The organism is Reyranella sp., from assembly GCF_965279625.1.
Taxonomy (GTDB): domain Bacteria; phylum Pseudomonadota; class Alphaproteobacteria; order Reyranellales; family Reyranellaceae; genus Reyranella.
Genome location: NZ_OZ257251.1, coordinates 4,446,801 through 4,473,427 on the forward strand (window position 1 = coordinate 4,446,801; position 26,627 = coordinate 4,473,427).

Annotated in this window: 24 protein-coding genes; 9 read left to right on the forward strand and 15 right to left on the reverse strand. The window is 66.4% G+C overall.

Translation table 11 applies throughout. The annotated features are described in order from the left end of the window. Positions 1-16 precede the first annotated feature (16 nt). On the forward strand, positions 17-439 hold the full coding sequence (mscL, locus tag ACQY78_RS21640) for a large conductance mechanosensitive channel protein MscL (protein ID WP_422034094.1): 423 nt from the start codon (positions 17-19) through the stop codon (positions 437-439). On the opposite strand, the gene dapA is transcribed toward mscL, so the two are convergent. Continuing rightward, positions 436-1,323, reverse strand: a complete 888-nt coding sequence (gene dapA / locus ACQY78_RS21645; RefSeq protein ID WP_428678540.1) for a 4-hydroxy-tetrahydrodipicolinate synthase — start codon at positions 1,321-1,323, stop codon at positions 436-438. The genes mscL and dapA overlap by 4 nt on opposite strands. 74 nt (positions 1,324-1,397) lie before the next feature. Between dapA and ACQY78_RS21650 the strand changes: the two genes are divergently transcribed. Together ACQY78_RS21650 and ACQY78_RS21655 are read left to right on the forward strand one after the other, a co-directional pair. Then, positions 1,398-2,276, forward strand: a complete 879-nt coding sequence (locus ACQY78_RS21650; RefSeq protein WP_428678543.1) for a LysR family transcriptional regulator — start codon at positions 1,398-1,400, stop codon at positions 2,274-2,276. A 213-nt stretch (positions 2,277-2,489) separates the two neighbouring features. Further along, a complete protein-coding gene (locus ACQY78_RS21655) occupies positions 2,490-3,074 on the forward strand; it encodes an N-acetyltransferase family protein (protein ID WP_428678546.1) in 585 nt (194 codons plus the stop codon). Here the strand turns inward: ACQY78_RS21655 and ACQY78_RS21660 are convergent. The 9 genes from ACQY78_RS21660 to ACQY78_RS21700 all read right to left on the reverse strand — a co-directional run bounded on the left by ACQY78_RS21660 (position 3,056) and on the right by ACQY78_RS21700 (position 13,581). Next, positions 3,056-5,392 (reverse strand): Orn/Lys/Arg decarboxylase N-terminal domain-containing protein, encoded by a 2,337-nt coding sequence (locus tag ACQY78_RS21660; RefSeq protein ID WP_428678549.1) that lies wholly within the window; start codon positions 5,390-5,392, stop codon positions 3,056-3,058. The genes ACQY78_RS21655 and ACQY78_RS21660 overlap by 19 nt on opposite strands. Continuing rightward, on the reverse strand, positions 5,392-6,315 hold the full coding sequence (gene ppk2, locus ACQY78_RS21665; protein ID WP_428678551.1) for a polyphosphate kinase 2: 924 nt from the start codon (positions 6,313-6,315) through the stop codon (positions 5,392-5,394). The genes ACQY78_RS21660 and ppk2 overlap by 1 nt, the downstream gene beginning before the upstream one ends. A gap of 92 nt (positions 6,316-6,407) precedes the next feature. After that, a complete protein-coding gene (locus ACQY78_RS21670; protein ID WP_428678554.1) occupies positions 6,408-7,502 on the reverse strand; it encodes an NAD-dependent epimerase/dehydratase family protein in 1,095 nt (364 codons plus the stop codon). 52 nt (positions 7,503-7,554) lie between these two features. Further along, the gene (locus tag ACQY78_RS21675) at positions 7,555-8,658 is read right to left on the reverse strand and encodes an isopenicillin N synthase family dioxygenase (protein ID WP_428678556.1); all 1,104 of its coding nucleotides are present in this window, start codon (positions 8,656-8,658) and stop codon (positions 7,555-7,557) included. 12 nt (positions 8,659-8,670) lie between these two features. Beyond that, positions 8,671-9,783: an extracellular solute-binding protein gene (locus ACQY78_RS21680; protein ID WP_428678559.1), complete on the reverse strand. Its 1,113-nt coding sequence runs from the start codon at positions 9,781-9,783 to the stop codon at positions 8,671-8,673. Between the two features lie 10 nt (positions 9,784-9,793). Next, positions 9,794-10,582: an ABC transporter permease gene (locus ACQY78_RS21685; RefSeq protein WP_428678562.1), complete on the reverse strand. Its 789-nt coding sequence runs from the start codon at positions 10,580-10,582 to the stop codon at positions 9,794-9,796. A gap of 10 nt (positions 10,583-10,592) precedes the next feature. After that, on the reverse strand, positions 10,593-11,453 hold the full coding sequence (locus ACQY78_RS21690) for an ABC transporter permease (RefSeq protein ID WP_428678565.1): 861 nt from the start codon (positions 11,451-11,453) through the stop codon (positions 10,593-10,595). Further along, positions 11,437-12,531, reverse strand: coding sequence for an ABC transporter ATP-binding protein (locus tag ACQY78_RS21695; protein WP_428678568.1), 1,095 nt, complete (start codon positions 12,529-12,531; stop codon positions 11,437-11,439). The genes ACQY78_RS21690 and ACQY78_RS21695 overlap by 17 nt, the downstream gene beginning before the upstream one ends. A gap of 54 nt (positions 12,532-12,585) precedes the next feature. Continuing rightward, a complete protein-coding gene (locus ACQY78_RS21700) occupies positions 12,586-13,581 on the reverse strand; it encodes a Bug family tripartite tricarboxylate transporter substrate binding protein (RefSeq protein ID WP_428678571.1) in 996 nt (331 codons plus the stop codon). A 144-nt stretch (positions 13,582-13,725) separates the two neighbouring features. Here ACQY78_RS21700 and ACQY78_RS21705 point away from each other — a divergent pair, with 144 nt between their 5' ends. Then, positions 13,726-14,472 carry an SDR family NAD(P)-dependent oxidoreductase gene (locus ACQY78_RS21705; RefSeq protein ID WP_428678574.1) on the forward strand — a complete coding sequence of 249 codons (747 nt, stop codon included), beginning with the start codon at positions 13,726-13,728 and terminating at the stop codon, positions 14,470-14,472. A gap of 5 nt (positions 14,473-14,477) precedes the next feature. Next, positions 14,478-15,443, forward strand: a complete 966-nt coding sequence (locus tag ACQY78_RS21710; protein WP_428678577.1) for a D-2-hydroxyacid dehydrogenase — start codon at positions 14,478-14,480, stop codon at positions 15,441-15,443. A gap of 27 nt (positions 15,444-15,470) precedes the next feature. Here ACQY78_RS21710 and ACQY78_RS21715 read toward each other — a convergent pair whose 3' ends face one another. From ACQY78_RS21715 to ACQY78_RS21725, 3 genes are all read right to left on the reverse strand, one after another. Next, complete coding sequence (locus tag ACQY78_RS21715; protein ID WP_428678580.1) at positions 15,471-16,871, reverse strand: tetratricopeptide repeat protein; 1,401 nt, start codon at positions 16,869-16,871, stop codon at positions 15,471-15,473. A 141-nt stretch (positions 16,872-17,012) separates the two neighbouring features. Further along, positions 17,013-17,417, reverse strand: a complete 405-nt coding sequence (locus ACQY78_RS21720) for a hypothetical protein (RefSeq protein WP_428678582.1) — start codon at positions 17,415-17,417, stop codon at positions 17,013-17,015. 66 nt (positions 17,418-17,483) lie between these two features. Further along, the gene (locus tag ACQY78_RS21725) at positions 17,484-20,264 is read right to left on the reverse strand and encodes an ATP-dependent DNA helicase (RefSeq protein ID WP_428678585.1); all 2,781 of its coding nucleotides are present in this window, start codon (positions 20,262-20,264) and stop codon (positions 17,484-17,486) included. 68 nt (positions 20,265-20,332) lie between these two features. On the opposite strand from ACQY78_RS21725, the gene ACQY78_RS21730 reads away from it, so the two are divergent. Beyond that, positions 20,333-21,484, forward strand: a complete 1,152-nt coding sequence (locus ACQY78_RS21730; RefSeq protein WP_428678588.1) for a sterol desaturase family protein — start codon at positions 20,333-20,335, stop codon at positions 21,482-21,484. Here the strand turns inward: ACQY78_RS21730 and ACQY78_RS21735 are convergent. Further along, positions 21,468-22,631, reverse strand: coding sequence for a YbfB/YjiJ family MFS transporter (locus ACQY78_RS21735; protein ID WP_428678590.1), 1,164 nt, complete (start codon positions 22,629-22,631; stop codon positions 21,468-21,470). The two genes, ACQY78_RS21730 and ACQY78_RS21735, sit on opposite strands and share 17 nt — an antisense overlap. A gap of 70 nt (positions 22,632-22,701) precedes the next feature. Between ACQY78_RS21735 and ACQY78_RS21740 the strand changes: the two genes are divergently transcribed. Then, a complete protein-coding gene (locus ACQY78_RS21740; RefSeq protein WP_428678593.1) occupies positions 22,702-24,303 on the forward strand; it encodes a lysine--tRNA ligase in 1,602 nt (533 codons plus the stop codon). A gap of 11 nt (positions 24,304-24,314) precedes the next feature. Continuing rightward, the gene (locus ACQY78_RS21745; protein WP_428678596.1) at positions 24,315-24,971 is read left to right on the forward strand and encodes an ureidoglycolate lyase; all 657 of its coding nucleotides are present in this window, start codon (positions 24,315-24,317) and stop codon (positions 24,969-24,971) included. Here the strand turns inward: ACQY78_RS21745 and ACQY78_RS21750 are convergent. After that, positions 24,946-25,554, reverse strand: coding sequence for a TetR/AcrR family transcriptional regulator (locus ACQY78_RS21750; protein WP_428678598.1), 609 nt, complete (start codon positions 25,552-25,554; stop codon positions 24,946-24,948). The two genes, ACQY78_RS21745 and ACQY78_RS21750, sit on opposite strands and share 26 nt — an antisense overlap. A 123-nt stretch (positions 25,555-25,677) precedes the next feature. Here ACQY78_RS21750 and ACQY78_RS21755 point away from each other — a divergent pair, with 123 nt between their 5' ends. Continuing rightward, on the forward strand, positions 25,678-26,595 hold the full coding sequence (locus ACQY78_RS21755) for a sterol desaturase family protein (RefSeq protein WP_428678601.1): 918 nt from the start codon (positions 25,678-25,680) through the stop codon (positions 26,593-26,595). Positions 26,596-26,627: the final 32 nt, after the last annotated feature.

Genomic DNA, 26,627 nt, shown 5'->3' on the forward strand with positions numbered 1-26,627 from the left:
AAGGGGGAGAAGAGGCATGCTTCAGGAGTTCAAGAAATTCGCGATGCGCGGCAACGTCGTGGATCTCGCCATCGGCGTGATCATCGGCGCCGCTTTCAGCAAGATCATCGACTCGCTGGTCGGTGACATCATCATGCCGATCATCGGCCGCATCGCCGGCGGTCTCGACTTCACCAACTACTTCATCGGCCTCACCCCGGCGGCCAGCCAGGCCGCGACCTACGATGCCGCCAAGAAGGCCGGCGCGACGCTGGGCTACGGCACGTTCCTGACGGTGACGGTGAACTTCCTGATCATCGCCTGGGTCCTGTTCATGGTGATCAAGGGCATGAACCGCGTGATCAAGCAGGAGGAGAGCGCGCCGCCGCCGCCCGCGCCGCCGACCAAGGAGCAGGAGCTGCTGACGGAGATCCGCGATCTGCTGAAGGCGCGCGGCTAGGCCGCCGCCTTCGTCGGGTCGAACACCGCGTCGAGCCGGCGGGCCAGCCCGTCGGAGATCTTCGTGAGCGGCAGGCGGCATTCGGGCGACGCGATCAGCCCCTGACGCCACAGGAGATGCTTGATCGGCATCGGATTGGCTTCGGCGAACAGCAGCGGCACGAAGCTGGCGAGCGGCGCCCAGGCGGCCCGCGCACCGGCGAGATCGTTGGCGCGGAAGCAGCGCTCGACCTCGACGAAGCCTTCCGTCACGAGATGGCTCGCGGCCAGGATGCCGCCCTCCGCGCCATTGGCCCTCATGGTGAAGAACAGCGCATCCTCACCGGTCAGCACGGCGAAGTCCGCCGGCTTGCGCCGCAGCAGCTCCAGCGACTGCTCGATGCTGCCCGAACTGTCCTTCACGCCGACGATGTTCGGCACCTCCGCCAGTTCGAGCAGCGAGTCGTTGGATAGATTGACCGCCGTGCGATAGGGGATGTTGTAGATCACGACGTCGCGGTCGGTGGCCGCGGCGATGCGGCGGAAGTGCGCGATCAGCCCGTCCTGGCTCGGCCGGTTGTAGTAGGGGCACACCGAGAGGATGCCGGCGATCGGCAGGTGACGGAGGCGCTTCAGCTCCTTCTCGACCTTGGCCGTGGCGTTGCCTCCGACACCGGCAAAGACCGGCACGCGGCCGTCGGCAACGGCCAGGGTGCGCTCGATCACGGCCGCGATCTCGTCCTCGTCGAGCGCCGGCGATTCGCCGGTTGTGCCGAGCGGCAGCAGCCCGTCGACGCCTTTGGCGATGTAATGATTCACCAGCCGGTCGTAGCTCGCGAAGTCGATGGCGCCGTCCTTGAACGGCGTGATGAGCGGCAGCCAGAGGCCTGAAATCTTCGTGGTCATGGCGATACGCTAAGGGACGCGAACAGATAACAAAAACGAATGTTTTGGATAGGAACGTTCGGAAGTGCTTATATATGCCCATGCGCAAGGACCTCGATTTGGCGCTGGTGCGCGCCTTTCTGACCGTCGTCGAAGCGGGCGGCGTCACGCGGGCGGCAGCGGCGCTGGGCATGAGCCAGGCCGCCGCCAGCCAGCAGATCAAGCGGCTGGAGGAGGCGCTCGACTGCCGGCTCTTCAACCGCCAGGGGCGCGGGCTGGTGCTGGCGCCGGCCGGCGAGCGGCTGCTCGAACAGGCGCGACGCCTGGTGGCGATGAACGACGAGGTCTGGTCGTCGATGCGCGCGCCGCAGTTCGAGGGTGAGGTCCGCTTCGGTGTTCCTTACGACATCATCGGCAGCTTCGTGCCGGCGATCCTGCGGCGCTTCGCCAAGGCGCAGCCGCGCGTCCGGGTCAGCCTGGTCTGCGAGGATTCGCGTGTGATCCGCGAGGAGTTGACGTCGGGCGGCGTCGATCTCGCCATGACGACCGAGATGGAGTGCGGCCGTCACGGCGAGACCTTGCGCACCGACCGGCTCGTCTGGGTCGGGGCGGCCGACGGCGACGCCCATCTCAAGGATCCGCTCCCGGTCTCGCTCGGCGCGCCGACCTGCGTCTTCCGTCCCATCGCGGTCGAGGCGCTGGGCAAGGCGCGGCGCGACTGGCGCGCGGTCTGCGAGGTGAGCCGGCTGGAGCCGGTCTATGCCGTGCTGGAGGCCGGCCTTGCGGTGGCGCCGCTGCTGCGCTCCTCGGTCCCCGAGCGCTTCGTGATCCTCGGCCGCGAGGCGAAGCTGCCGCCGCTGCCGGAGTTCCGCATCAACCTCTATGCGCCGCCCGGCCTCGGCCCCGCGGCGCGCGATCTGGCCGATCACGTGCGGGCGAGTTTTTCCGGACGGTTACGAAGCCATAACAATTGATACCAAGCGCCCCCTGTGCCGATGGCCCGCCGGCCCGTATCTTCGCGTGCATGGACGGGGCGCGGTTCGAGAGATCGCCGCGGCGGCCAGCGAGTTTAGAGGGGGCGTCTGGGGGCCTGGAGAGTGAAAACTCTCCGGGCCCCCATTTTTTTGCTGACATGAAACGGTCATGGAGGCGTGTTTGATCCGGGCGTCTCAGAGGAGGATCGGGGGATGTCAGTGACGAGCGAGTCCGTGCTCGACAAGCCGAGGGGTGTGGTCGTGGTGAGGCCGTCGACCGAAAGCGACGTGCCGGCCATGATTGCGATCTACACGCACCACATCACGCGCGGCGTTGGCGACGTCGATATCGAGCCGACCCAGTCCGACGACATCAAGCGGCGGCGCAAGAACATGCTGCGGCGCCGGCTGCCGCACCTCGCCGCGGAGCGCGACGGCGTGATCGTGGGCTATGCCTATGCGGTCCCGTTCCGCAAGCGCCCGGCCTACCGCTATGCCGTGAAGCATTCGATCTACGTCCATCCCGACCATGTCTCCACCGGGATCGGCCGCCTGCTCCTTCCGGCGCTCATCGAGGCCTGCGCCGGCACCGGCTATCGCCAGATGTTCGCTTATATCGACGCCGACAACGTCGCGTCGCTCAGCCTGCACGAGACCCACGGCTTCCGCCGCGTCGGCCTGCTCGAGGGCGTCGGTTTCAAGTACGGCAAGTGGGCCGACAGCGTGCTGATGCAGCGCGCCATCGGCGCGGGCGCCAGCACGCCGCCGGTCGAGATCGCCTACTCGCGCACCACGTAGGTGTAGAAGCGCACGCGGCCTTCCTTGTCGATCTCGCGATAGATGCCCTGGATCTCGACGTCGAAGCCGGGGAACAGGTTGGCGCTCTTCTGGAACATGAGCAGGTAGTCGAGCATCGGCTTAGCCCGTTCGTCGAGCCTCTCGCCGGGCACGATGCTGGCGATACCGGGCGGATAGACCACGAACATGGTGGTGGCGATTCGGCCGACCGCCTCTTCGATCGGCACATAGTCGACATTGTTGCGCACCAGCTGACGGACCGCCTCGTGCGGGGGCATCGCCGGCTCGGGCAGGTGCTCGGGCATGAACTGCGCACGCTGCATCAGGCTGACGTTGCTCTCGCGGAAGAAGGCGTGCATTTCGGCGCAGAGATCGCGCAGCCGCATGCCGGCATAGCGGGCCGGCCGCTTGCGCACGAACTCGGCGATGACGTCTTCCAAGCGTGCGTTCTCGTCGTGCAGCCGCTTGAAGATCACGAACGCGCTCAGCAAGGTGCCGGCCTTGCTCGATTCGACTCCGGGTGTCATCAGGAACAGCAGCGAGTTGAGGTCGTTCTTTTCCGGGACAATCTGGTTCTCGCGCAGATACTGCGCGACCACGGGCGCGGGGATGCCGTGCCCGGCATAGTGCCCGGTCTCGCGATCGAATCCCGGAGTCAGCACGATCAGCTTGTTGGGATCGGTGATCGCATAGCCCGGCGCCACGTGCTTGAAGCCATGCCAGGGCGCATCGGGCGCCAGCTCCCAATAGCGCGCGTCGACGGCGAGGTCGTCGGTCGGCACATCCTCCCAGGCCTGCTCGCGGCCGCCCACCGTGACGCGATTGGGCACGAAGGGCTCGAAGAACCAGCGGCGCGCCAAGTCGCGCTCCTTGTCCTCGAATTCGCGGCGGATGGCGCGCATCTTCTTGCGGATCTCGATGCCCAGCCGGATGGTGTCGTCCCACAACACCTCGCCTGAACGCCCCTTCATCATCTGCGCGCCGACGTCGAGCGAGGCGAAGATCGGGTAGAAGGGCGAGGTCGAGGCGTGCAGCATGAAGAATTCGTTGAAGCGGCGATGCTCGATGCGGCGGCGCTGGCCCTTGATATGGCGATCCTTGACGTGAATCTGCGAGGCCTGGCTGAAGCTGGCGAGCTGCTTGTGCGCCGACTGGGTGGCGATGATGCCGGGACTGTCCGGCCCGAGATTGGTCAGGCCCATGGCGAAGCGGCCGGCATAGAGCGGATGGAACTTCATGAAGCCCGCCCATGCCTCGTCGAACAGGATGTAGTCGCAGAGATGGCCGATCTTCTCGACGATCAGGCGCGCGTCGTTGATCGTGCCGTCGTAGGTGCATTGCTCGATGACGGCAACGCGGAACGGCCGCTCGCGCTTCCACGCCTCCTTGTCCTGGACCAGCGGGTTGGTGCGGATCTTCTCGCGAATGGCGGTCTCGTCGAGCGCCTCGTGGAAGATTGGCCCGATCAACCCGTGGGCGTTGCGGTCGGTCTCGAGATAGATGGGAATGCCGTTGCCCAGGAACAGCGCGCCATGATGGGCGGCCTTGTGGTTGTTGCGGTCGAACAGGACGAGATCGCCCTCCGCGACCAGCGCCTGCAGCACGATCTTGTTCGACGACGAGGTGCCGTTCAGCACGAAGTAGGTCTTCTCCGCGCCGAAGATGACGGCGGCTTCCTTCTGCGCCTTCAGTGCCGGGCCCTCGTGGACCAGCAGGTCTCCGAGGTCGAGCACGGAATTGTCGAGATCGTCGCGGAAGACCGCCTCGCCCAGATGCTCGACGAAGATCCGGCCGATCGGGCTCCTGTTGTAGAAGATGCCACCATTGTGGCCGGGGCAGGTCCAGAGCTGGTTGCCTTCCTCGGCATAGTCGACCAGCTCGCCGAAGAACGGCGTCTTCAGCGTTTCGGCGTATTGTTTGAGGCGGCTCACCAGGTTCTTGGCGATGAACTCCGGCGTCTCTTCGGAGAGGAAGATGTAGCCGTCGATAAAGTCCATGAGTTCGACCGGGATGTCCTGCAGCCGCTTGCGGCGCACCAGGATCACGATCGGCATCTCCAGCCCGCGCCGCCGCATCATGTTGATCATCGCCGCAGCCTTGCCGTCGAGACCCTTCTTGCCCCAGTCCACGACCATGCAGCCGATGGCGGCGTCGGTCTGCACCACCATCTCGGCATCCTCGATGCGCCGGGCCCGCACGACCTGGAAGCCCATCTTCTCGATGGAAACCGTGATCTCGCCCAGCCTGTGGCCTTCGAGATCGTCGGCATCGAAGGCCGGAGCGCAGACGAGGAACGTGAAACGCCTGAAGAAATCCATCAGTAGACCGCCGGGACATAGAGTTCGGGAGCGACCGGCGTGCGCGCGTAGTCGGGCTTGTGTTCGCGCTTGGGCAGGACGATCGGTTGGTGTTCGACTTCCTTATAGGGCACTTGCTGCAGAAGGTGGTGAATGCAATTGAGGCGCGCGCGGCGCTTGTTGTTGCCCTCGACCACCCACCACGGCGCCTCCGGAATGTGCGTCCGGGCCAGCATTTCCTCCTTGGCCTTGGTGTACTCCTCCCAGCGCCGCCGGGATTCCAGGTCCATGGGGGAGAGCTTCCACTGCTTCATGGGGTCGTGGATGCGCATCAGGAAGCGCATGTTCTGCTCCTCGTCGCTGATCGAGAACCAGTATTTGAGCAGGATGATGCCGGAGCGCACGAGCATGCGCTCGAACTCGGGCACCGTCTCGAAGAAGTCCCGGACGTCGCTTTCCTTGCAGAAGCCCATGACCCGCTCGACGCCGGCCCGATTATACCAGCTGCGGTCGAACAGCACGATTTCGCCGCCCGCCGGCAGGTGGCTGACATAGCGCTGGAAGTACCACTGGGTGCGCTCGCGCTCGGACGGCGCCGAAAGGGCGACGGTGCGGCAGACGCGCGGGTTCAGCCGCTGGGTGACGCGCTTGATCACGCCCCCCTTGCCCGCGGCGTCGCGACCCTCGAACAGGACGACGACCTTGAGCTTCTGGGCGATCACCCAGTCCTGCAGCTTGATCAGCTCGCGCTGCAGCCGCAGCAGCTCGGTGAAATAGAATTTCCGGTTGATGCCTTCCTGCTGCGGCAGGTCGGCATCGCCATGCTCGGGCAGGCGGGCCAGCATTTCGTCGCCCAGTTCGAGCTCGAGATCCTCGTCGATACTGTCGGCCAGCTCCCGGCGGACGCGGTCCTCCAGCGCCTTGCGGTCCCGTTCGCTCTCCATGCCAAGCCCTCCATCACCTTCAGAGTGGCCGGGAAAGTGAGGGGCGCATATGACAATTTGACGACAGTCAGGCTAGGTCCCGAAGCGCGCCCTCAGGGACGCGGTAGCAGCCCTTTTTCCTGCATTTCGGCAAAGCATTTGCGGAACATCGCCTCGGTATCCATGACCTCGGTGAAGTCGGCCTGCATCAGCTTGATGGTCGAGACCAGCGCCGCCGGTCCCGGCTCCGTGCGGCCGTAGCCCATCGTGTAGTCGGCATATTCAAACGACAGGCCGACGAAGTCCCGCAGGGTGCCCGACTTCAGCCTGTAGGCGGCGCGGATTTCGGCCCATTCGCCTTCGCGCGGCCGGATATCGCGGTCGAGCGCCAGGGGCACATGGGCGCCCGGCTCGAAGCCCAGCGCGTCGGCGATGGCCGGCCAGACATTGGGCCACACGAAGACGTCGCCGTTGGTGACGTTGAAGATCTCGTTTCGAGCCGTCCCGGCCTCGCCCGACCAGGCGATGGCGCGGGCCAGGAGGTCGGCATCGACCGCCTGCGCCACGCGGCCGACCCCGCCCGGATAGTCGAGCTTTGTCTTGCCGGCTTTGCGCATGAAGGCGGCATAGACCCCCAGCGCCGGAATGACGTTCATCGCGCTGCCCACCGAATCACCCACGATCAGGACGGGCCGTAGGATCGACCAGCTCCAGCCCTTGCCCGCCTGGCGTTCGCGAAGGAAGCGCTCCTGGTTCCAGTAGAAGTTCGGCTGCTCGTGCATCTCCGAACGGTTCTCCCTCGCCGGCACGGCAAGCGGACGGACATGCACGCCGTAGGCCTTGGTCCCCTGCAGCAACGCTACATGCCGCAACCCCGGCGCCGCCCGTTCGAGCGGGGCCATCAGATTGCGCAGCATCAGGTCGTTGGTGCGGATCTGTTCTTCTTCCTGCCACCCCGCGACCAGCCCGGGCCGTTCGTAGAGGGCGGCATAGACGAGGTGCGTGATGCCCGCGAATTCCGGCGCCACCGCCTCGCAGGCTGCCCTGTCGGTGAGATCGAGCGGCAGCCAGCGCGCCCCGTGGGTCTCGTCTGGCTTACGCCGCGAGACAGCTACGACTTCGCAGCCCTCGACGGCAGCGAAGTGCTTCATTGCGGCATGGCCGACGAGGCCGGTGGCCCCGGCCACGAGGATCTTCTTTCGGGTCATGCCGGCAGCCTGACACGCGCTGCCGCCGCCGCAAGCCCCTATGACGGGACGCTTAGTAGGAGGAAACCTTGTCCGGCTCGCCCTTGGAGGGCCAGACCCGGCTGTAGAGGTACAACAGCGCCTCGCCGGCCTTCATGCTGTCGAAGGTCGGCGGATGTTCGGCGTCGACACAGGTCGGCAGCGGACGGATGACGGTGTCGTAGTCGGGATTGGCAAACACGCCGACCGAGTAGCGCTCGCGGCCATAGTGGTTGACGACGCGATGGAGCGTCGAGGCGAACCGGTTGTTCGTCCACATCCGCATCGAATCGCCGATGTTGACGATGAAGCTGTTCTCGACCGGCGGCACGATCAGCCATTCCCCGGACTTGCTCTTGATCTCGAGGCCGCCGACATCGTCCTGCTGCAGCATCGTGAAGCCGCCGGCATCCTGATGGGCGCGGCTGTCGCCGCCCTCGAGAGCGGCCTGGGTGTCCTGCGGGAGATAGTGGAGCAATCGGACCTGGATCAGCGGCTTCTTGTAGTACTGCGCGAAGTATCCGTCCGGCAGGTCGAGCCCGCGCGCGAACACCGAGGCCAGCAGGGCGGCGAAGTCGGTCATGGTGGCGTGATAGTCCAGCACCGCGTCCCGGAAGCCCGGCAGGTCGTCGGGCCACAGATTGCCACCATGCAGCGGCTTGCCCGAGACGACATCCGGATCGTCGTCCGGCAGTTCGATCGAGACCTGGAAGGCTTCGTTCTTGTGGGGCTTGCGCGCCTTCATGCGCGACGGGTCGAGGTGAGGCTGGAAGCCCTCGATGGCGGCGCCGCGATAGGCATTCTGCTTGCCGGGCTGGTCCATCGGCAGGTAGCCGCGGAACAGGTTGGAGTTGCCCATGTAGGCCTTCATCTTGGCCTCGAGCGGCAGAGCGAAGAAGCGCTTGGACTGGCGGAAGATCTCTCGGATCTTCTCGGGCGGCACCGGGTGATTGACGATCGTCAGGAAGCCCACGTCGCGGCAGGCATCGTGGACCTCGCGGGCGAGCCGCTCCTTGGCCTCCTCGTTGGCGCGGCCCAGCGGTGCGAAGTCGATCACCGGCAGTTCGTTGGCATTGGCCCAGCGTCCGAGCTTCGGAGCCGGGAGCGGCGCGGGCGTGGCTGACTGGATATCGGTCATGTCGGTTCGTCCTCAGCTCGAGAGCGCATCGATGAGTTGCTGGCGGGCCGCCGTCGCATTCTTGGCGTACCATTCGATGCCGCCCGGCAGCATCTTCGCATAGTTCTCAGGCGCGCCCGGATTGACCTTGTTCCAGTCGGCATCGAGGAACTTGTAGGCCTCGGGATTGACCGGGCCGTAGCCGTTGGACTTCAGAAGCTCGGCCTGCGCCTGGGGATCCTGGGTCATGGCGATGAACTCCCAGATGGCCTTTCCGCCCTGAGCGCCCTTGGGCACCATCCAGCAGGCCCCCCACGACACGCCCTCGTTCCAGGTCCAGTCGCAGACGCCTTTGGTATCGAGCTTCAGCGGCCAGGCACGCGTGTTGAGGAGCTGCCCCAGATGGACCTCGCCGTTGCGGAACGCGTTCTGTCCGTCGGCGATGACCGTGTAGTAGATCGCGTGCTCCTTCATCTTCTTGTGCATGTCGAGGGCGCGCTTCATGTCGATCGGGTAGATCTTGTCGAAGGGCACGCCGTCGGCCATCAGCGCCGCTTCCAGCACCGCGTCGGGTTCGCGGCGGAACGCTCGCTTGCCGGGGAATTTCTTGAAGTCCCAGACATCCTTCCAGCTCGTCGGGACCTCGCCGCCCCACTTCTTGGTATTGTAGGTCAGCACCATGGCGTAGAGATAATTTCCGATCCCCCATTCGACCGCATGCTCCGGACGCACCTTGCTCCTGTCGACGATCGAGTAGTCGATCTTCTCGAGCATGTTTTCCGGGCCGATCTCCAGCGCGGTGTGCAGATTGCGGTCCATGATGTCCCACGTGACCCTGCCGCTCTGGACCATCAGGCGGATGCGGCTCGTGGAGGGACCGGTGCCGTCGATCGCGACCTTGCGGTCGGGAAACTTCTTCAGATAGGGATCGACGAAGGACGCCTTCATCCCGCGCACCGCATCGCCACCCCAGTTGACCAGGACGAGTTCCTTCTGGTCGGCCATCGCCGGACTGAGGCGCGCCGCGGCCGGCGCGATGCCGAGGGCGGCGCACATGCCGAAGAAGACGCGCCGGGAGTAGACCTTGCCTTCGGTGTTCTGGACGAACCGTTCGATATCGCTCTGACGATCACGCACGTCGGACATCATTGACCTCCTAGCTCCTCGATCGTCGGGCCCTCAAGGCGATCTCTGCACTGAGAACGAGCAGCGTGAACAGGATCATGCCCGTCGCCACCACGGCGATGACGGGGTCGAGATTGTCGTTGATGCCGTCCCACATGCGACGCGGCAGGGTGAAGAAGGCCCGGCCCCCGATGAAGATCACGACGATCAACTCATCCCACGAATGGATGAAAGCAAATATCGCGCCCGACAGGATGCCGGGGACGACGTTCGGAACGATCACCCAGCGCAAGGTCTGCCAGACGGAAGCGCCGAGCCCGCGCGCCGCCTGCTCGAGCCTCGGATCGATATTGGCGAGCGAGGCCGAGACGGTCAGCACGACATAGGGAAGGCCGGTGACCGTGTGCGCGAAGACGATGCCGATCGCGGATCCGACGAGGTCGAGATCGACATAGAGCCGGTAGATGCCCAAGGCGTAGACAATCGTCGGCACCGCCATGGGCAGGATCATCGCGGTGCGGACGCGTTCCGACCAGCGGGATGACACGCGCCAGCAGCCGATGGCGCACAGCGTGCCGGCCACGACGGCGCCCAGGGTCGACACCGAGGCGATCCAGAGGCTTTGCCAGATGCTGTCATGCCACTCGCCGCTCGACAGGAAGGCGCGCCAGTGCTGCAGCGACCAATGCTCGTCCGGCATGGCGAGATAGCGCGTGTCGGTAAAGGAGATCGGGACGACGGCGAAGGCGGGCAAGGCGAGGAAACCCAGCACCATCCAGGCGAAGGCCGTCACGATTCCGGTCGCGTGATGCCTGTTCACGAGGGGCCCCTCACGCGCCGAACAGCCGCTTGACGTCGAGGACGCGGGAGAGGGCCCACAGCGCGGCGAGCACGGACAGCATCAGCGTCGCGGCAAGCATGGTGCCCAGCCCCCATCGCAGCGTGTCGTTGATCTGCACGGCGACATATTCCGCGATCATCAGCACCTTGCCGCCGCCCAGCAGCGCCGGCGTGACGTAGAAGCCGAGCGACAGGATGAAGACCAGCGTGCCGGCGCCGATCAGGCCGGGCCGGGTGAGCGGCAGGAACACCATGCGGAACGCCTGGAACCGGCTGGCGCCGAGGCTGCGTGCGGCTGCGACTAGCCGCACGTCGATGCCGCGCATGTTGGCGTAGAGCGTCAGCACCGCATAGGGCAGCATGACGTGGACCATGCCGATCAGCACGCCGGTCTCGTTGCGGACCAGCGCCAACGGCTCGTCGATGATGCCCCATGCCATCAATCCGGCATTCACCGGCCCGCGGCTGCCGAGCAGCGCGATCCAGGCAAAGGAACGCACGAGCACCGATATCCAGAACGGCAGGAGGACGCAGAACAGCATGAGGCGCTGCTGGCCGGTGCTGGCGGCCCGCATCGCGTAGGCCACCGCGTAGCCCAGCAGCAGGGCGATGAACGTGGTGAGCGCGGCGACGCGGAGCGTCGTCAGCAGGGTCTTCTGGACCGACGTGCTGGTGAAGAGCAGCCCGTAATTGTCGAGACCGGGCTTGGGATCCATGACGCTGGTGACGAGAACGTCCGCGAGCGGCACCAGATAGAGAATGCCCAGCATCGCAAGAGCCGGCAGGATGATAAGCCAGTAGGCGCCGTGGCGCGGCCGCCATTCCGCCCGCGCGTCACTCTGCGAGGGCACGGCAATCCTCCGCCTGCCAGCCGATGTCGATCTCCGTGCCGGGAGCAAACGAGTCCTGGCCGGCGGTGTTGGCGAGTTTCACGATGAAGTCATCGGCGCCGAAGGCCACGAGCCGCAGCCGCGTCTGGTCTCCGAGAAACGTCACCTCCGCGATGCGGGCGGCAAAACGGTTGGGCGACGCCTGCGCCGCCTTGCCGAGCAGGATCTTCTCCGGCCGCACGACCAGATGCACCGCCGAACCCGGGGCGCAGGGCACGGGCATCACTGCCGTCACAGTCTCGCCGGTCGCGAGCGTGGCCGCGCAACGGGCGTCGGCGTGCTGCCGCACGGTCGCGGGAAGCGCGTTGCTCTCGCCGAGGAAGCGAGCGACGAACAGAGAGGCCGGCGCCTCGTAGAGGCGGCGCGGCTCGTCGACCTGGCGCAAGGCGCCGGTGCTGAACACCGCGACCCGGTCGGACATGGTCATCGCCTCGACCTGGTCGTGCGTGACGTACACCATGGTGACGTCCAGCCGCTGGTGTAGATGCTTCAATTCGTATTGCATCTGTTCGCGCAGTTGCCGGTCGAGCGCGCCCAGCGGTTCATCGAGCAGGATCAGGCGGGGTTCGAAGACGAGGGCGCGGGCGACCGCGACGCGTTGCTGCTGGCCACCGGAAAGCTGCTGCGGCTTGCGATCGCCAAAGCCGTCGAGCCTGACCATCGACAGCGCCCGCGCGACCTTCGACGTCATCTCGGCTCGAGATACGCCACGGACGCGCAGCGGGAACGCGATGTTCTCCGCCACCGTCATGTTCGGAAACAGCGCGTAGTTCTGAAACACCATGCCGATGCCGCGCTTCTCGACCGGCACGTCGGTGATGTCCTCGCCGTCGACGAAGATGCGGCCCTCGGTGGGCCGCTCGAAGCCGGCAAGCATGGTGAGCGTGGTCGTCTTGCCCGATCCCGACGGGCCCAGCAGCGTCAGAAACTCGCTGCGGGCGACCTCGAGGTTGAGCGCACGGACGGCGTCGACCGTGCCGTCATAGCTCTTGCGAACGTTGACGAACCGAACGAGCGACTCTGGAACCGGCGAGAGCATACGCCGGTGCAGCGAATTCCATGCCAGCCCGCGCGCCGGTGCGACAGGCGGAAATCACTCCACCTTGGCGCCCGATGCCTTGATCACCGGTGCGAGCTTCTTCTCCTCGGCGGCTCGGTACGCGGCGGTCTCCGTGGGCGTCATCCAGATCTGGGTGGCGCCCTGCTGGTCGAATGCGGCTTTGACGCTCGCTTTCTGCAACGCCTGCCTGGTAAGCGCCGAGAGCTTCTCGACCATGGCCGGCGGCACGCCGGCCGGCGCGCAGACGCCGCCCCATGAGGTGATCTCGAAGCCCGGCAGGAATTCCGCGAAGGTCGGCTTGTCGGGCACCGAGGGATGGCGCTCCTTGGATGTCACCGCGAAGCCCTTCACCTTGCCGCCCTTCATCAGGCCGAGCGGCCCTGGAATGTTGTCGAACATCATGTCGACCTGGCCTGCCAGGATGTCCTGATGGGCGGGTGCGCTGCCCTTGTAGGGGACGTGCAGTAGGTTGACGCCGGCCATCTGCTTGAACATCTCGCCGGTGAGGTGCGGGCTGGTGCCGGCACCCGACGAGGCGAACGAATACTTGCCGGGATTGGCCTTCGCCAGCGCGATCAGCTCGGGGATCGTGTTGGCCGGGAAGTCGAGCCGCGTCATCAGCATGTTGGGCACCGACCACAGCATGGCGATGCCGGTGAAGTCCTTGCCCGCGTCGAACGGCAGCTTGGTATAGAGCGTGGGGGCGATGGCGTGTGCGGCGATCGTATAGAGGCCGATCGTGTAACCGTCGGGCGGCGATTTTGCGATGGCGTCGGCGCCGATATTGCCGCCGGAGCCGGCCCGGTTTTCGATGATGAACTGCTGCCCCGTCAGCTCGGAAAGTTCCTGGCAGACGATGCGCGACAGGGTGTCGGTCGGGCCGCCCGGCGGAAATACCACGATGTACTTCACCGGGCGGTTGGGCCAGTCGCTCTGGGCACGGGCGATGCCTGAGGCGATCATCGGAGCGGCGAGTGCACCGCCAGAGAGTAGGAGCGCGCGTCGGCGCGGAATCATGACTTTGGTCATCTTGAACGTAGCCTCCTGTGCTTTCTTTATTGGACGACAGTCTAACTGAGTCGTTCCGCTGTTCAATATGACGCCCGCCGGAGCCTTCGCTTGATTTGAGAGGGCGCGGCCGCCACGGTGGCGCCCGCAACAGGAGACGGTGCGATGAAGCTGGATTTCACGGGCAAGAAGGCAATCGTTTGCGGCGGCAGCCGCGGTATCGGCAAGGCCATCGCGATGGGGTTTGCGGCCTGCGGCGGCGACGTGTCGATCTGCGCACGCGATTCCAAGACGCTCGAGGAGACCCGCGCTGAACTCGCCAAGTACGGGCACAAGACGCATGCCGCCAGCGCCGACCTCGCCCAGGGCGACGCGGTGCGCGGCTATGTGCGGGATGCCATCTCGGCACTGGGCGGCGTCGATTTCCTGGTGAACAACGCCTCGGCCTTCGGCTCCTCCGACGACGACAAGGGCTGGACCAGCAACCTCGCGGTCGACATGCTCTCGATCGTCCACGCCACGCAGGAGGCCCTGCCCGAGCTGAAGAAGTCGCGGGGCAACGTGGTCAACATCTCCTCGATCTCCGCCCATCATCCCGCGGCGCGCCAGCCGCCCTACGGCGCCATCAAGGCGGCGGTGATCCACTACACGGTTACGCAGGCGGCGATGTACGCCAAGGATCTCATCCGGGTGAACTGCATCGCGCCGGGCTCGATCGAGTTTCCCGGCGGCGTCTGGGACAAGCGCAAGACCGACAATCCCGCTCTCTACAACGGCACGCTGGCCTCGATCCCGTTCGGCCGCATGGGCACTGCCGAGGAAGTGGCGAACGTCGCCCTGTTCCTCGCCTCGCCGTTCGCCGGGTGGGTGACCGGCCAGACCATCGCCGTGGCCGGCGGACAGGGACTGTAGTTCCGATGTCCCCGACCAACCGTACCCACGTCCTGCTCTGGACGGATACCCCGACGGCCTATCTCGATGCGATCCAGGCCGCGGGTCTCGCCGAACGCGTCGCGGTCGATACCCTGCCGCGTAAGGAGAAGCCGTCGTCCGAGCAGCTCGCCCGGACCGAGGCGATGATGGCGGGGGCGGTGCCGGCGGGACTGCTGCCCACGATGCCGAGGCTGCGCTGGGCGCAGGCGATGAGCGCCGGCGTCGACAACTGGCTGGCGCTGCCAGATCTGCCACCGGGCCTCACGCTCACCTGCGCGCGCGGCACGCACACCGAGTCGATGCCGGAGAACATCATCGGCGCGCTGTTCCATGTCGCGAAGCCCTACGCACAGGTCGCCGAGCATCAGAAACAGGGCAGGTGGGTCCACACCGTGGCCCAGCCGCTGACGGGCAAGACGCTCGGCATCCTGGGCCTCGGCGTGATCGGCCAGGAAGTGGCGCGCATCGCCGTCGCGCTGGGCATGCATGTGATCGGCACCAAGCGTCGCCCGACGCGCATCCCGAACGTGGCCGAGGTGCTGCCGCCGGAACGCACCGACGAGGTTCTGTCGCAATCGGACTTCGTCCTGTTGCTGCTGCCGGCGACGCCGGACACCGAGAACTTCATCGATGCCAAGCGGCTGTCGAAGATGAAACCCTCGGCATGGCTGCTGAATTTCGGTCGCGGCCAGATCGTCGACGACGCCGATCTCATGGCGGCGACCAAGGACAAGACGATCGCCGGCGCGTTGCTCGACGTATTCCGGCAGGAGCCTCTGCCGGCCGAACACCCGTTCTGGAAGGCCGAAGGCATCGTCGTGCTGCCCCATATCGGCGGGCCGCATCCGCAGCGCGACCGCTTCGTGGCGCGCCTGTTCGTCGAGAACCTGAAGCGCTTCCTCGAGGGTGAGCCGTTGAAGGAAGTGGTCGATCGCACCGCCGGCTACTGAGCGCGACGAGCGGCCAGGCGGCCAGGGCTATTTCAGGCCGTAGACCGTGAACTGGCCGGCGACGTCGGGATCGAGCGTCAATGCCGCCGCCTCGTCGGCTTCGCCCTCGCGCGTTTCGCCGAGCGTGAGGCGCGCGATCCCGCGGCCATAGAGTGCCAGCGGTCGATTGGGATCGACGTCGAGCGCCTGATCGTATTCCTTCACCGCAAGGCGCGGGTCACCCATCTTGAGGAAGAGGAAGCCGCGCGTGTCGCGGACATCGAGATTGAGCGGCAGGAGTGCCTGCGCCTTGTCGCAGTCCTGGAGGCCCGCGGGCAGGTCCCGGCCGGTGGCGGCGCGGACGAGACAGCGGTTGTTGTAGGCCAGCCCCATGTCGGGATCGAGCCTGATGGCCGCGTCGTAATCGGCCAGCGCCTTGTTGTACTCGTGCTTGGCGAAGTGCGCGTAGCCGCGATTGTAGTAGGCGACGGGATTGGCAGGATCGGCTGCGATCGACTCGTCGAGATCGCGGATCGCTGCGTCGTACTTTCCTTGCTCCGAAAAGAGTGCAGCTCGATTGGCGAGCGCCTGCGGATAGCGTGGCACGCGCTGCAGAGCCGCATCGTAGTCCTGCATCGCGACCCTCTTTTCGCCGCGCCGGTTGTTGGCCAGGCCGCGCACGACATAGGCCTGGGCATTGTCGGGCGCCAGGGTAAGGGCGCGGTCGAGGTCGGCCAGCGCCCGGCCGTTGTCGCCGAGCTGGCTGTAGGCATTGCCCCGTGCAATCAGGGCATCGACATTGTCCGGCTGGAGAACCAGCACCTTGTCGAAATCCTCGATCGCGCGATCGTAGGCTCGCTTGCGCGTTGCCAGCAGGACGCCACGACCGAGAAAGGCGAGCGAGTTGGCGGGGTCGATGCGGATCGCGTCGTTGTAGTCGGCGAGAGCGCGATCCGTCTCGCCCGTCGCGTGCAGGGCCGTGGCGCGGCGGTAGAGATTCAGCGCGTCGGGATTTTTGGGATCGATGACGCCATCGTAATGCTTGAGTGCTTCCGAATAGTCATCGGCAGCCAGCGCCTTGTCGCCCAGAGCGGTGCGGGCGAGGCCGCGCGTCAGCCGGGCGAGCGCGATCTCGTCCGGCTTGAGCTGGCGCGTCTGCAAGGCCTTGGAGCAGGCTGCCGCGCGCTCATCGGCATCCTTCACCGTGGGCCAGGCGCCGCGCACGCAGGCTTCGTAGAGCTCCGAAACCGAAGCGCCGTTCGGCGCAGAGGACGGAGTGGATGAGGGAGTAGCAGCAGGAGCAGGGACGATGGGTGCCGTCGCGGAGGGTGCTTGCCGGGTGGTGGCCAGCGCGGGAGGCTGAGGGAAGCGGGAGGCGATGGCATAGAGGCCGGCGCCGACGGCTGCGAGGGCTGCGGTGGCGATCAGGACCTTGGTCGAAGGGCGCATGTCTCGGGGGCTCGAACGGAGGAAGTCACTCAACGACTACCACTCTATCAGAAGGTGTCAGACACGGGACGATCCTTCCCAGCGCAACGAAAAACGGCCCGCTCCTAAAGGGAGCGGGCCGCGTCGTTCGAGACGGAAGCGTCAGCGGGTCGCGCCGCCCGACGCACCGCCAGTACCGGACGGCGCAGGTGCCACGCCCTGGTTCACCGAGCCACCGCCGGTCGTGCCGGCGCCGACGCCCATCGAACTGGTGCTGCCGCCCGGCGCGGGGGCGGTACCGCTCCCGGTAGCGCCGACGCCCGCGCCCGGCGAGCTGCCGCCCGGTGTCGTGGTCGTGGCACCGCCCGTGGTGCCCGTGCCGGTCGTGCCGCTCGGACCCGTCGTCGAGGCGCCACCGCCGACAGAGGCGCCGCCGCTCGATGCGCCGCCGCCAGCACCGGCACTGCCGCCCGCGCTGCCCCCAGAGCTTCCGCCGCTCTGTGCCATCGCCGAGCCGCCGAAGAGAAGTGCCGCTGCGGTGAGGGCGATCAACTTGTTGGTGTTCATGAGTTCCTCCTGTTGCGCTGGTTGTTGCAGGAGAAACAGCCGGTCGGGGCGATCGTTGCGCCGATCTCAACTATCCAGAAACCGCCTCGTTTCGGCCACCGCGTCGGCAAGGCCGATGCGCTCCACGAGCACACCCGGCGGAAAAGCGCTCAACAGACGCGTCGGCAAACGCGAATCGAGCATGACGAAGACTCCGCGGTCGTCGGCCCGGCGAATCAGACGGCCATAGGCCTGCTTTAACCGCAGCCGCGCCAGCATGTCGTCATAGCCGGTGGCCCCGGCGCCGGCCGCCTTCCAATGCGCCTTGCGCGCGCGATGCAGGATGTCGGGGCGCGGCCACGGTACGCGGTCGAACACGATAAGGCGCAATGAGCGTCCAGGGACATCGACACCGTCGCGTACGGCGTCGGTGCCGAGCAGGCACGAATGCTCCTCGGCGCGGAAGATATCGACCAGGGTGGCAGCATCCATGCCACCGACATGCTGGGCGTAGAGTGGCAGTCCGGCCTCTTCCAACACCGGCGCGATGCGCTGGTGGACGGCGCGCAGGCGGCCGATGGCGGTGAAGAGTCCCAGCGCGCCACCGCCTGCCGCCAGGAAGAGTTCGCGATAGGCCGCTGCTACCTGATCGGCATCGTCACGCTTCACGTCCTTCACGACCAGAACCTTGGTCGCGTTCGCATAGTTGAAAGGCGACGCCATCGCCGCGCGCGCGGCCGGGGCCGCGAGATGGCGCGTGCCGGTGCGCGCTTCGGCAACCATCCAGTCGGCCTGCGTGGTCACGTCCTCATCGTTTGCGGCCTGCGGCACGCCCAGCGAATCGCGCAAGGTGGCCGAGGTGATCACGGCGCCATGCGCGGGACGGATCACCGCATTTACGAACGGCTCCGCCGGATCGAGATAGTGGCGGTACATGCCGACGTCGTATTCGCGACTCTGCACGCGCTCGACGGCGAACCAGTCGACGAAAGCAGGATCGGGATCGTTGTGCAGGCCGCGCAGCATGGCGCGCCAGGATTCGAGCGTGAGTTCGCAGCGGTTGGCGAGCGAGCGCGCCACACCCTCGATGCGCGCGCGCTGGCCCGAGTCGAGTTTGTCGGCCTCGCCTTCGAGTTTGGCTCGCAGCGCCTGCCGCAGGCGGCGCACCGGCTGCAGCATCTTCTCCAGTGCATCGGCCAGCTGGTCGGCGGCCTCGATCAGGCCGGGATTGAGCGGGCGCACGTCGCATTCCTGGCCGAAGCCCTGGTCGTCACCGGCCGACCGCGCCCGCACCTGCTGGCGCACCAGCGCCAGGAATTCCTCGGCCGGACCCAGCACGGTGCCGTCGGCCAGCCGCGTCTGCCAGTTGGGCGAGGGTAGTTTCTGGGCGAGATCGAGCAGGCGTCGCAGGGCACCCTGCGCCTCGACATCCTCGCCGAGCAAATCGGTGACTCGACGCTCGAGCCCGCGGGCGCGGCTGCCGCGACGCCCCTCGGCGCCCAGCAGCCAGCGGCGCAGGTCCGACGTCTCGACGCCGCTCAGATGCGCGCCGAAGGCGGCGTCGGCGGCCTCGAACAGGTGATGGCCCTCGTCGAAGACGTAGCGCAGCGGCCGGGTGGCGTCGTCGAGGCCGCCCATCGCGGCCTGGATCATCACCAGCGCGTGGTTGGCGATGACGATGTCGGCCTGACGCGCGCGGCGGATCGTGCGCTCGACATAGCACTTCCGATAATGTTCGCACGCCGAATAGATGCACTCGCCGCGCCGGTCGGCCAGCCGTTGCACCCGGCTGCGGCCCACCAGGTCGAGCAACCACGCCGGGAGGTCGCCGCCGATCATGTCGCCGTCGCGGCTGGCCAGCGCCCAGCGCGCCATCAGCCCGAGACCGACCGCATTCTCCGGCACCAGGCCGGTGCGCATCGCCGCCTCCTGGAAGTTCAGCAGGCAGAGATAGTTCTCGCGACCCTTGCGGATGACGACGCGGCGCCGCTTCTCCGCCGAGTCGCGATGTAGCCGGTCGAGTTCGTTGTCGATCTGGCGCTGCAGGTTGCGCGTGTAGGTCGAGATCCAGACCGGGGCGCCGTTCTTCTCGGCCCACAAGCTGGCGGGCGCGACATAGCCCAGGGTCTTGCCGACGCCGGTGCCGGCCTCGACCAGCACGACATGTGGTTTGCCTTCCTCCTCGCGCGGCGCAAAGGCCGCGCTGGCGGCCGAGGCATAGTCGCTCTGGGTCGGCCGGGCCTCGGCCATGTTGGAGCCGGCCGAAACGAGATGGGCCAAACGCAATCGCGCTTCACGCGGCTCGACGGGCTGGCTGCCCGGCGGCGGTGCGGGCGGCGGCTCTTCCCACACCGGCAGGCTCTTCCAGATATCGAGGCCTGCGCCCGGGCGCGATTTGTTGCTCCCTATGTCGATGCCGAGGGCATCCAGTACCGAATCGCCCCAGCTCCATTGGCCACGGGCCATGGCGAGCGCCGTTTCCTTCATTTCGGACGAAGCGAGTGCTGCCATGTCGTCGAGTTCTTCGAGCAGGGCGCGGGCGACTGCGGACAGGGAGGCCACCTCCTGCTCGGGCGTCGCGGGGACTTCGAGGCCGAGCGTCTCGCACAGGCCGCGCACCGTCGGCAGGCAGAAGCGTGCCGGTCGCACGAAGGCGAAGAGTTCGAGCAGGTCGTGTGCCGGAAGGTCTTCGAGCCCGAGACGCGCCGCGACCGCGGGCGCGTGGCAGACCAGTGGCAGGGTGCCGGCCGCCCGACGCCCTGCGTCGGCGCCGGTTAAACGCTCGAGCGTTCCGTCAGGCGCACGCCATAGGGCGCCGCGGGCGGTCGCGACCAAAGCCGGCCAGGAGGAGGTCGCTGGAAACGTCACTGGGCCGTAGATAGCACAGGGCAAATGCCCGATGCAGCGACTGCCGGTTGCGTTTAGGATGATCGGCTATGAAGCCACCACCTGTCGTCAAGAAGACCACGGCGGTCTTCCACCAGTCCGGCGCCCTGCCAGTGGGCAAGGGCAAGATCACCGGCATCATCGCTCTCACGCTGGGCGGCCTTGCCGTGCTGGCGGTGCTGGCGTTCCATTTCCCCGAGTATTTGACCACGCCGGACCTGCGCAAGAAGTACGATGTGGGCCTGCTCAGGCAGGTTCTGCTGGTCGGCATGGTGATTGCGGGCGGCATGGCGATCGCTAACCTGGCCCAGCGCCGCAATCGCTGGCTGAACGGCACGGCGCTGGCCCTGATCGCGCTCGCCGCCGCGATGGGCGGCCACCGGGTCCCCGTATCCGATTTCCCTGACAACACGCCCTATATCGGCCTCGACTGGTTCATCCTGGATCTGCTCGGTTCGAGCATGATCTTCATCCTGATCGAGAAGATGGCGCCGCTTCATCGCGAGCAGCCGGTGTTCCGTCCGGGCTGGCAGACCGACTTCACGCATTTCATCGTGAATCATCTAGTGGTCGGACTGGCGCTGCTGATCGTGAATTTTGCCATCCATCGCCTGTTCGGCTGGCTGGTCTGGGATCCCTTGCAGAAATGGGTCGGCGGCCTGCCGTTCTTCGCCGCGCTCTTTCTCGTCCTGCTGGTCGCCGACCTGGTGCAGTACTGGACGCACCGCGCCTATCACGAGATTCCGTTCCTGTGGCGGTTCCATGCCGTGCATCACAGCGCCGAGCACATGGACTGGATGGCCGGCTCGCGCCTCCATCTGTTCGAGCTTCTGACGACGCGCGTTTCGATCCTAGGGGTGCTCTACGTGCTGGGCTTCAGCCAGGCCGTCACCGACGTCTATATCGTGATCGTGGGCTTCCAGGCGGTGTTCAATCACGCCAACGTCCGGCTGCCCGCGATCTTCGGCAAGGCGCCGCTCAAGTGGCTGATCGTGACGCCCGACTTCCATCACTGGCATCACAGCTCGGAGCGCGAGGCGATCGACCGCAACTACGCCGCCCACTTCGCCTTCATCGACTATATGTTCGGCACGGCGGTGAAATCCGACCGCCGCTTTCCCGGCAAATATGGCGTGCTGGGCGACTACATGCCGACCGGCTTCGTGCGCCAGCAGCTCTTCCCCTTCACATGGAAGGGCTGAGGGCGCGACGCCTGGCGTCGGCCATCAGCGACAGGACGGCGGCCAGTACAAGCGCAGCTACGGCGGCCAACAGCGGCACCGCGAGACTCCCCGTGGCGTCATAGACGTAGCCCGCGAAGGCCGGCCCCAGGATTTGGCCGATGCTGAACGAGACGGTCATCAGCGCAATACGTCCGCGCGGATCGCTGCCGGTCGAACGTGTGGCGACGAGGCCGAGTGCCGTTAGGCTTACGAAGGTACCACCCACGAACACCGCTGAGATCAAGATGCTGGCCGGATGCAGCCACAGCGCACTGGCCGCGACGCCCGCCGCCTCGACGATACAGGCCACGGCGTAGATGCGAAGGACGCCCCAGCGCCGGCCAAGTGCCGTCCACAGCGCCACCGAAGGGACGGCGCAGAGGCCGAACAGTAGCCAGATGTAGGGCTCAAGAGGGGCGATCGACGAAGTCCCGCGTACCATGTCGACGATGAAGGTGGCGGTGATGACGTAGCCGAAACCGAACAGGCCGTAGGCGAGAAGAAGGGCCACGAACTCGGCGGACAGGCTCATTTCGGCCGGACGTTTCGTCGTCTGCGCCGCCGCCTCGTCGGGCGGCACCAGCCAGGCGACGGCGAAACCTGCTGCGACGGCAAACACCGCGCTCGCGTACCACAGCATGCTCCAGGCGGCGCCCAGCTGGAGCAGAACGGCAACGATGATTGCCGAGATGGAGATGCCGACGCCGACGCCCGCGAAATGCACGGCGGAGAGCGCACCCTGTCCTGAGGCGCTCAGACGGTCGATCACGAGTGCAGAGCTGAAGATCAGCGCGAAAGCGCTTGCCCCACCCGCGACGATGCGCAGGCCGATGAAGACGGGCATTGCGGTCGCAAGGCCCATGCCCAGCAGGCAGATCGTCGTGACCGCGAGGGAAGCCAACAGCCAGAAACGGCGCGAGCCCGGCAGGCGCAGGGCCGCCAGCAGCGCGCCCGCGAGATAGCCCAGGAAATTCGCCGAGGCGATCAGCCCGGCCTGCGATTTGCTGAGGGACAGGGCCTCGACCATGGCCGGCAGGATCGGCGTGTACACGAAGCGGCCGACGCCGATGCCGGCTGCCATCGCCAGCAGGCCGCCGATCGAGAGCGAGAGTGCGCGTTTATTCATTGCAGACGCGGCACTTTGGGCCGCTGCTGCAATTGACGCAAATGGCCCTCGCACCTAGTTTGGCCGACCCATGTCCCAGATCGATCGCACCCTTGCCGAGGCCGCACGCGCGTGGCCGTTTGAAGAAGCCCGCAAGCTCGTCGCCCGCACCGGCGGCAAAGCGCCGGCGAAAGGCTATGTGCTGTTCGAGACCGGCTACGGTCCGTCGGGCCTGCCGCATATCGGCACCTTCGGCGAGGTCGTTCGTACCACGATGGTGCGCCAGGCTTTCCGCCGCCTGTCCGACGTGCCGGCGCGGCTGTTCTGCTTCTCCGACGACATGGACGGCCTGCGCAAGGTGCCGGACAACGTCCCCAACAAGGAGATGTTGGCGGCCCATCTCGGCAAGCCGCTGACGTCGGTGCCCGACCCGTTCAGCAACGAGCATCCGAGTTTTGGCGCGGCGAATAATGCGCGGCTGCGCGCCTTCCTCGATTCGTTCGGCTTCGAGTACGAGTTCCAGTCCGCGACCGAATGGTACAAGTCAGGCCGCTTCGACGAGATGCTGCTCGCCATGCTGCGTCACTACGACGGGGTGCAGGCGGTCATGCTGCCGACGCTGGGCGAGGAGCGTCGCGCGACCTACTCCGTCTTCCTGCCAATCTCGCCCAAGACGGGCCGCGTGCTGCAGGTGCCGGTGATCAAGACCGACGCCGATGCCGGCACCATCGTCTATCGCGACGAGGATGGCTCGATGGTCGAGACGCCGGTGACCGGCGGCAACGTCAAGCTGCAGTGGAAGGCCGACTGGGCCGGGCGCTGGTTCGCGCTCGACGTCGACTACGAGATGTACGGCAAGGATCTGATTCCGTCGGCCGAACTCTCCGCCAAGATCGTGCGCATCCTGGGCGGCAAGCCGCCGGAGGGCTTCAACTACGAGCTCTTCCTCGACGAGGAAGGCAAGAAGATCTCCAAGTCCAAGGGCAACGGCCTCTCGGTCGAGGAATGGCTGCGCTATGCCTCGCCGGAATCGCTGGCGCTGTACATGCACCAGCAGCCGCGGCGCGCGAAGCGACTGCATTTCGACGTGATCCCGCGTGCCATCGACGATTATCTGTCGTTGGTCGAGAAGCTGCCGAAGGAAGAACCCGCCCGCGCGCTGGAGAATCCGGCCTGGCACATCCATGACGGCGCCGCACCGGCCAACTCAGCGGCCGGCGTCACCTTCGGCATGCTGCTCAACCTCGCCGGAGTCGCCAACACCGAAGACAAGGACGTTCTCTGGCAGTATCTGCGCCGCTACGTGCCAGGCGCGACGCCGGAGACCGCGCCGTATCTCGACCGGCTGCTCGCGGGCGCCGTCGCCTACTACCAGGACTTCGTGAAGTCCTCGAAGAAGTTCCGGCTGCCCACCGACCGCGAACGGCCGGCGCTACAGGACCTGCTCGAGACGCTGCGCAAGATGCCCGAGGACGCGACGGCGGAGCTCATCCAGGACGAGGTCTACGAGGCCGGCAAGCGCCACTTCGCTAAGGAGGAGCTGCGGCAGTGGTTCAAGACGCTCTACGAGGTGCTGCTCGGCAGCGAGCAGGGGCCGCGGATGGGCGCCTTTATCAAGCTCTATGGCCGCGACAATGTCGTGAAGCTGATCGAACGCGCGTTGGCCGGCGAGGATCTGGGCAAGGCAGCGTAGGGACCAGCGACATGCATGACGGCGTCGTCTTCGACTATCTCAATCCCGACGTGCCGGCCGGGCTGCGCCTGCTCGACGTTCCCCTGATCAGTGCCAATCGCGAGACGATCAAGGGCTATGGCGAGGTCGTTCGCGATCCGAAGAGGCAGAAGATCGAGATCGTGCCGTGGCCGCTCAGCGGCTCGCGCAAGCTCGATGCCGGCACCGGCATCGAGGGCGGCACGACCGAGGGCATCTTCACCTGCGAATGGCGGGGCAACGAGCTGATCGGCCGCAACGAGGCAGTCGGCGGCCACTATGTCATCGGCTTCCGCGATCTGCCGGAGGCGGTGCGGCCGGGCGTCAAGCTGAGCAAGGGCCGCGTGCTCCTGTGGCACTGCAACTACCACCCAGATGGTGGGCAGCTCTTTTGGCCGCTCGACGGCAAGCCCTTCGTCGTGCCGGCCGCGCTGCCGGGCGACGATCTTCAGCCCGAGACCTTCAAGGCCTTCTGGTCGGACGGCAGCTTCGGCATCTACATCCATCCCGGCATCTGGCACGAAGGTGTGTTCCCGGTGAACGAGACCGGCCGCTTCTTCGACAAGCAGGGCAAGGTGCATGCACGCGTGAGCTGCGATCTTGCGCGCGAGTTCGGCGTGCTCCTCAACGTGCCGCTTCCGCAGGGCTGATCGCGCCGAGATAGGCGACGATCATCCGCACGATCTCGTCCTCGAAGGCGCGGCTTGCGAGGAACTGCTGCTCCTCCAGCACCGCGGCGCGGACGACGCCCATGAGGGCGCGCGACACGACGAAAGCCTGCTCGCGGGTCAGGGGACCGACCAGCGGGTTCGACCCGCGCCCGACGGTCTCGCCAGCTCGCGCGATGAAAGCGGCGACCGGTGCGATCAGCTCGATGCCGGCACCCTGCGCCAGAAGCGCCTGCACGACCGCCTTGCGGGCGCGCTGCCGGCCGCGGAAGGCGTGGACGATCGCCCGCACCATGGCCCGCACGCGGCCCTCGAGCGAGGGATCACCCTCGCCCTGCAAGGCCCGCCCCACCTCGCCCAGGGCGGCTTCCATCTCCTCGCGGGCCAACGCCATCAGCAGTGCGTTCTTGTCGGCAAAATACTGATAGAGCGTGCCGATGCTGACGCCGGCCCTCTCGGCCACGGCGTTGGTGGTGAAGGCGGCCAGGCCGCCCTTCTCGAGAATCTGAGCCGAGGCCTCGACGATCGAGGCAACGGTCTGCGCCGCGCGCGCCTGGCGCGGCAATCTCCGTTTGTTTTCAGCAGCTTGGCGACGTGCAGCCATGGCGGCACCGGGGGCGGGAAGGCGAGTAACGGAACATGAGCATCACTCATATATTCGGCGCCGGCAAGTCATACGGAGGCTCTCATGCAGTCCCTCGCCATCTTCTATCTCGTCATCCTGCCGCTGGTCCTTCTCGCGGCCTTGGCCGAAGGCATCTGGCAATCACGGACGCGGGCTGGGGCTTACGACTGGAAGTCCTGGGCCTGCTCGCTGGCCGATCTTGCCGGCCGCCGCCTGCTGGCCTTCATTCCCTACACGTTCGCCGCGCCCTGGCTGGGCTGGATGTACGAGCACCGCCTGTTCACCCAGTCGCTCGACAGCGCCTGGTCCGTGCTGCTGCTCTTCTTCGGACTCGAATTTTTCTACTACTGGTTCCATCGCGCCAGCCACACGGTGCGCTGGTTCTGGTCCTCGCACTCGGTCCATCACTCGCCCAACCAGTTCAACTTCGCCATGGCCTATCGGTTGGGCTGGATCGGCCGCTTCGCCGGCACGTCGCTCTTCTTCACGCCGCTGGTGCTGCTGGGCTTCACGCCGGAGACGGTGCTGACGGCTTTGTTCCTGAACCTGCTCTACCAGTTCTGGATCCATGCCGACTGGATCCCGAAACTCGGCTGGCTCGAATACGTGCTCAACACGCCGTCCGCGCATCGCGTCCACCACGCGCGCAATCCGGAGTATCTCGACGCCAATTTCGGCGGGGTGCTGATCCTCTTCGACCGGCTGTTCGGGACCTATGTGCCGGAGCGCGACGACCTGCCGTGCGATTTCGGCCTGGTCTCGCCCGCGGTCTCGTCGCGCAATCCGTTCGTCCTGAACGTCGGCCCGTGGCTCGGGCTCGCGAAGGACCTGGCCTCGGCGCGCTCGGCCCGAGACGTCTGGATGTATCTGTTCGGTGCACCGGGCTGGCGCCCCGACGGGACGGGTCTCACAGCCGCCGAGTTGCGGAGGGCACACGCGCTGAGGTCCGTCAGGACCGAAACTCAGCCAGCCATGACGTAATCTCCCTTGAGCCGCCTGGTTACGGCCGACAG

What these genes read in the sequence shown, in the direction of transcription:
- ACQY78_RS21735 (WP_428678590.1), bottom strand. Translation starts at nt 22,631, where the DNA reads ATGAATAAACGCGCACTCTCGCTCTCGATCGGCGGCCTGCTGGCGATG.
- ACQY78_RS21650 (WP_428678543.1), top strand. Translation starts at nt 1,398, where the DNA reads ATGCCCATGCGCAAGGACCTCGATTTGGCGCTGGTGCGCGCCTTTCTG.
- ACQY78_RS21660 (WP_428678549.1), bottom strand. Translation starts at nt 5,392, where the DNA reads ATGGATTTCTTCAGGCGTTTCACGTTCCTCGTCTGCGCTCCGGCCTTC.
- ACQY78_RS21670 (WP_428678554.1), bottom strand. Translation starts at nt 7,502, where the DNA reads ATGACCCGAAAGAAGATCCTCGTGGCCGGGGCCACCGGCCTCGTCGGC.
- ACQY78_RS21740 (WP_428678593.1), top strand. Translation starts at nt 22,702, where the DNA reads ATGTCCCAGATCGATCGCACCCTTGCCGAGGCCGCACGCGCGTGGCCG.
- ACQY78_RS21705 (WP_428678574.1), top strand. Translation starts at nt 13,726, where the DNA reads ATGAAGCTGGATTTCACGGGCAAGAAGGCAATCGTTTGCGGCGGCAGC.
- ppk2 (WP_428678551.1), bottom strand. Translation starts at nt 6,315, where the DNA reads ATGGAGAGCGAACGGGACCGCAAGGCGCTGGAGGACCGCGTCCGCCGG.
- ACQY78_RS21655 (WP_428678546.1), top strand. Translation starts at nt 2,490, where the DNA reads ATGTCAGTGACGAGCGAGTCCGTGCTCGACAAGCCGAGGGGTGTGGTC.
- ACQY78_RS21700 (WP_428678571.1), bottom strand. Translation starts at nt 13,581, where the DNA reads ATGACCAAAGTCATGATTCCGCGCCGACGCGCGCTCCTACTCTCTGGC.
- ACQY78_RS21695 (WP_428678568.1), bottom strand. Translation starts at nt 12,531, where the DNA reads ATGCTCTCGCCGGTTCCAGAGTCGCTCGTTCGGTTCGTCAACGTTCGC.
- ACQY78_RS21715 (WP_428678580.1), bottom strand. Translation starts at nt 16,871, where the DNA reads ATGCGCCCTTCGACCAAGGTCCTGATCGCCACCGCAGCCCTCGCAGCC.
- ACQY78_RS21755 (WP_428678601.1), top strand. Translation starts at nt 25,678, where the DNA reads ATGCAGTCCCTCGCCATCTTCTATCTCGTCATCCTGCCGCTGGTCCTT.
- ACQY78_RS21675 (WP_428678556.1), bottom strand. Translation starts at nt 8,658, where the DNA reads ATGACCGATATCCAGTCAGCCACGCCCGCGCCGCTCCCGGCTCCGAAG.
- ACQY78_RS21745 (WP_428678596.1), top strand. Translation starts at nt 24,315, where the DNA reads ATGCATGACGGCGTCGTCTTCGACTATCTCAATCCCGACGTGCCGGCC.
- mscL (WP_422034094.1), top strand. Translation starts at nt 17, where the DNA reads ATGCTTCAGGAGTTCAAGAAATTCGCGATGCGCGGCAACGTCGTGGAT.
- ACQY78_RS21710 (WP_428678577.1), top strand. Translation starts at nt 14,478, where the DNA reads ATGTCCCCGACCAACCGTACCCACGTCCTGCTCTGGACGGATACCCCG.
- ACQY78_RS21730 (WP_428678588.1), top strand. Translation starts at nt 20,333, where the DNA reads ATGAAGCCACCACCTGTCGTCAAGAAGACCACGGCGGTCTTCCACCAG.
- ACQY78_RS21680 (WP_428678559.1), bottom strand. Translation starts at nt 9,783, where the DNA reads ATGTCCGACGTGCGTGATCGTCAGAGCGATATCGAACGGTTCGTCCAG.
- dapA (WP_428678540.1), bottom strand. Translation starts at nt 1,323, where the DNA reads ATGACCACGAAGATTTCAGGCCTCTGGCTGCCGCTCATCACGCCGTTC.
- ACQY78_RS21720 (WP_428678582.1), bottom strand. Translation starts at nt 17,417, where the DNA reads ATGAACACCAACAAGTTGATCGCCCTCACCGCAGCGGCACTTCTCTTC.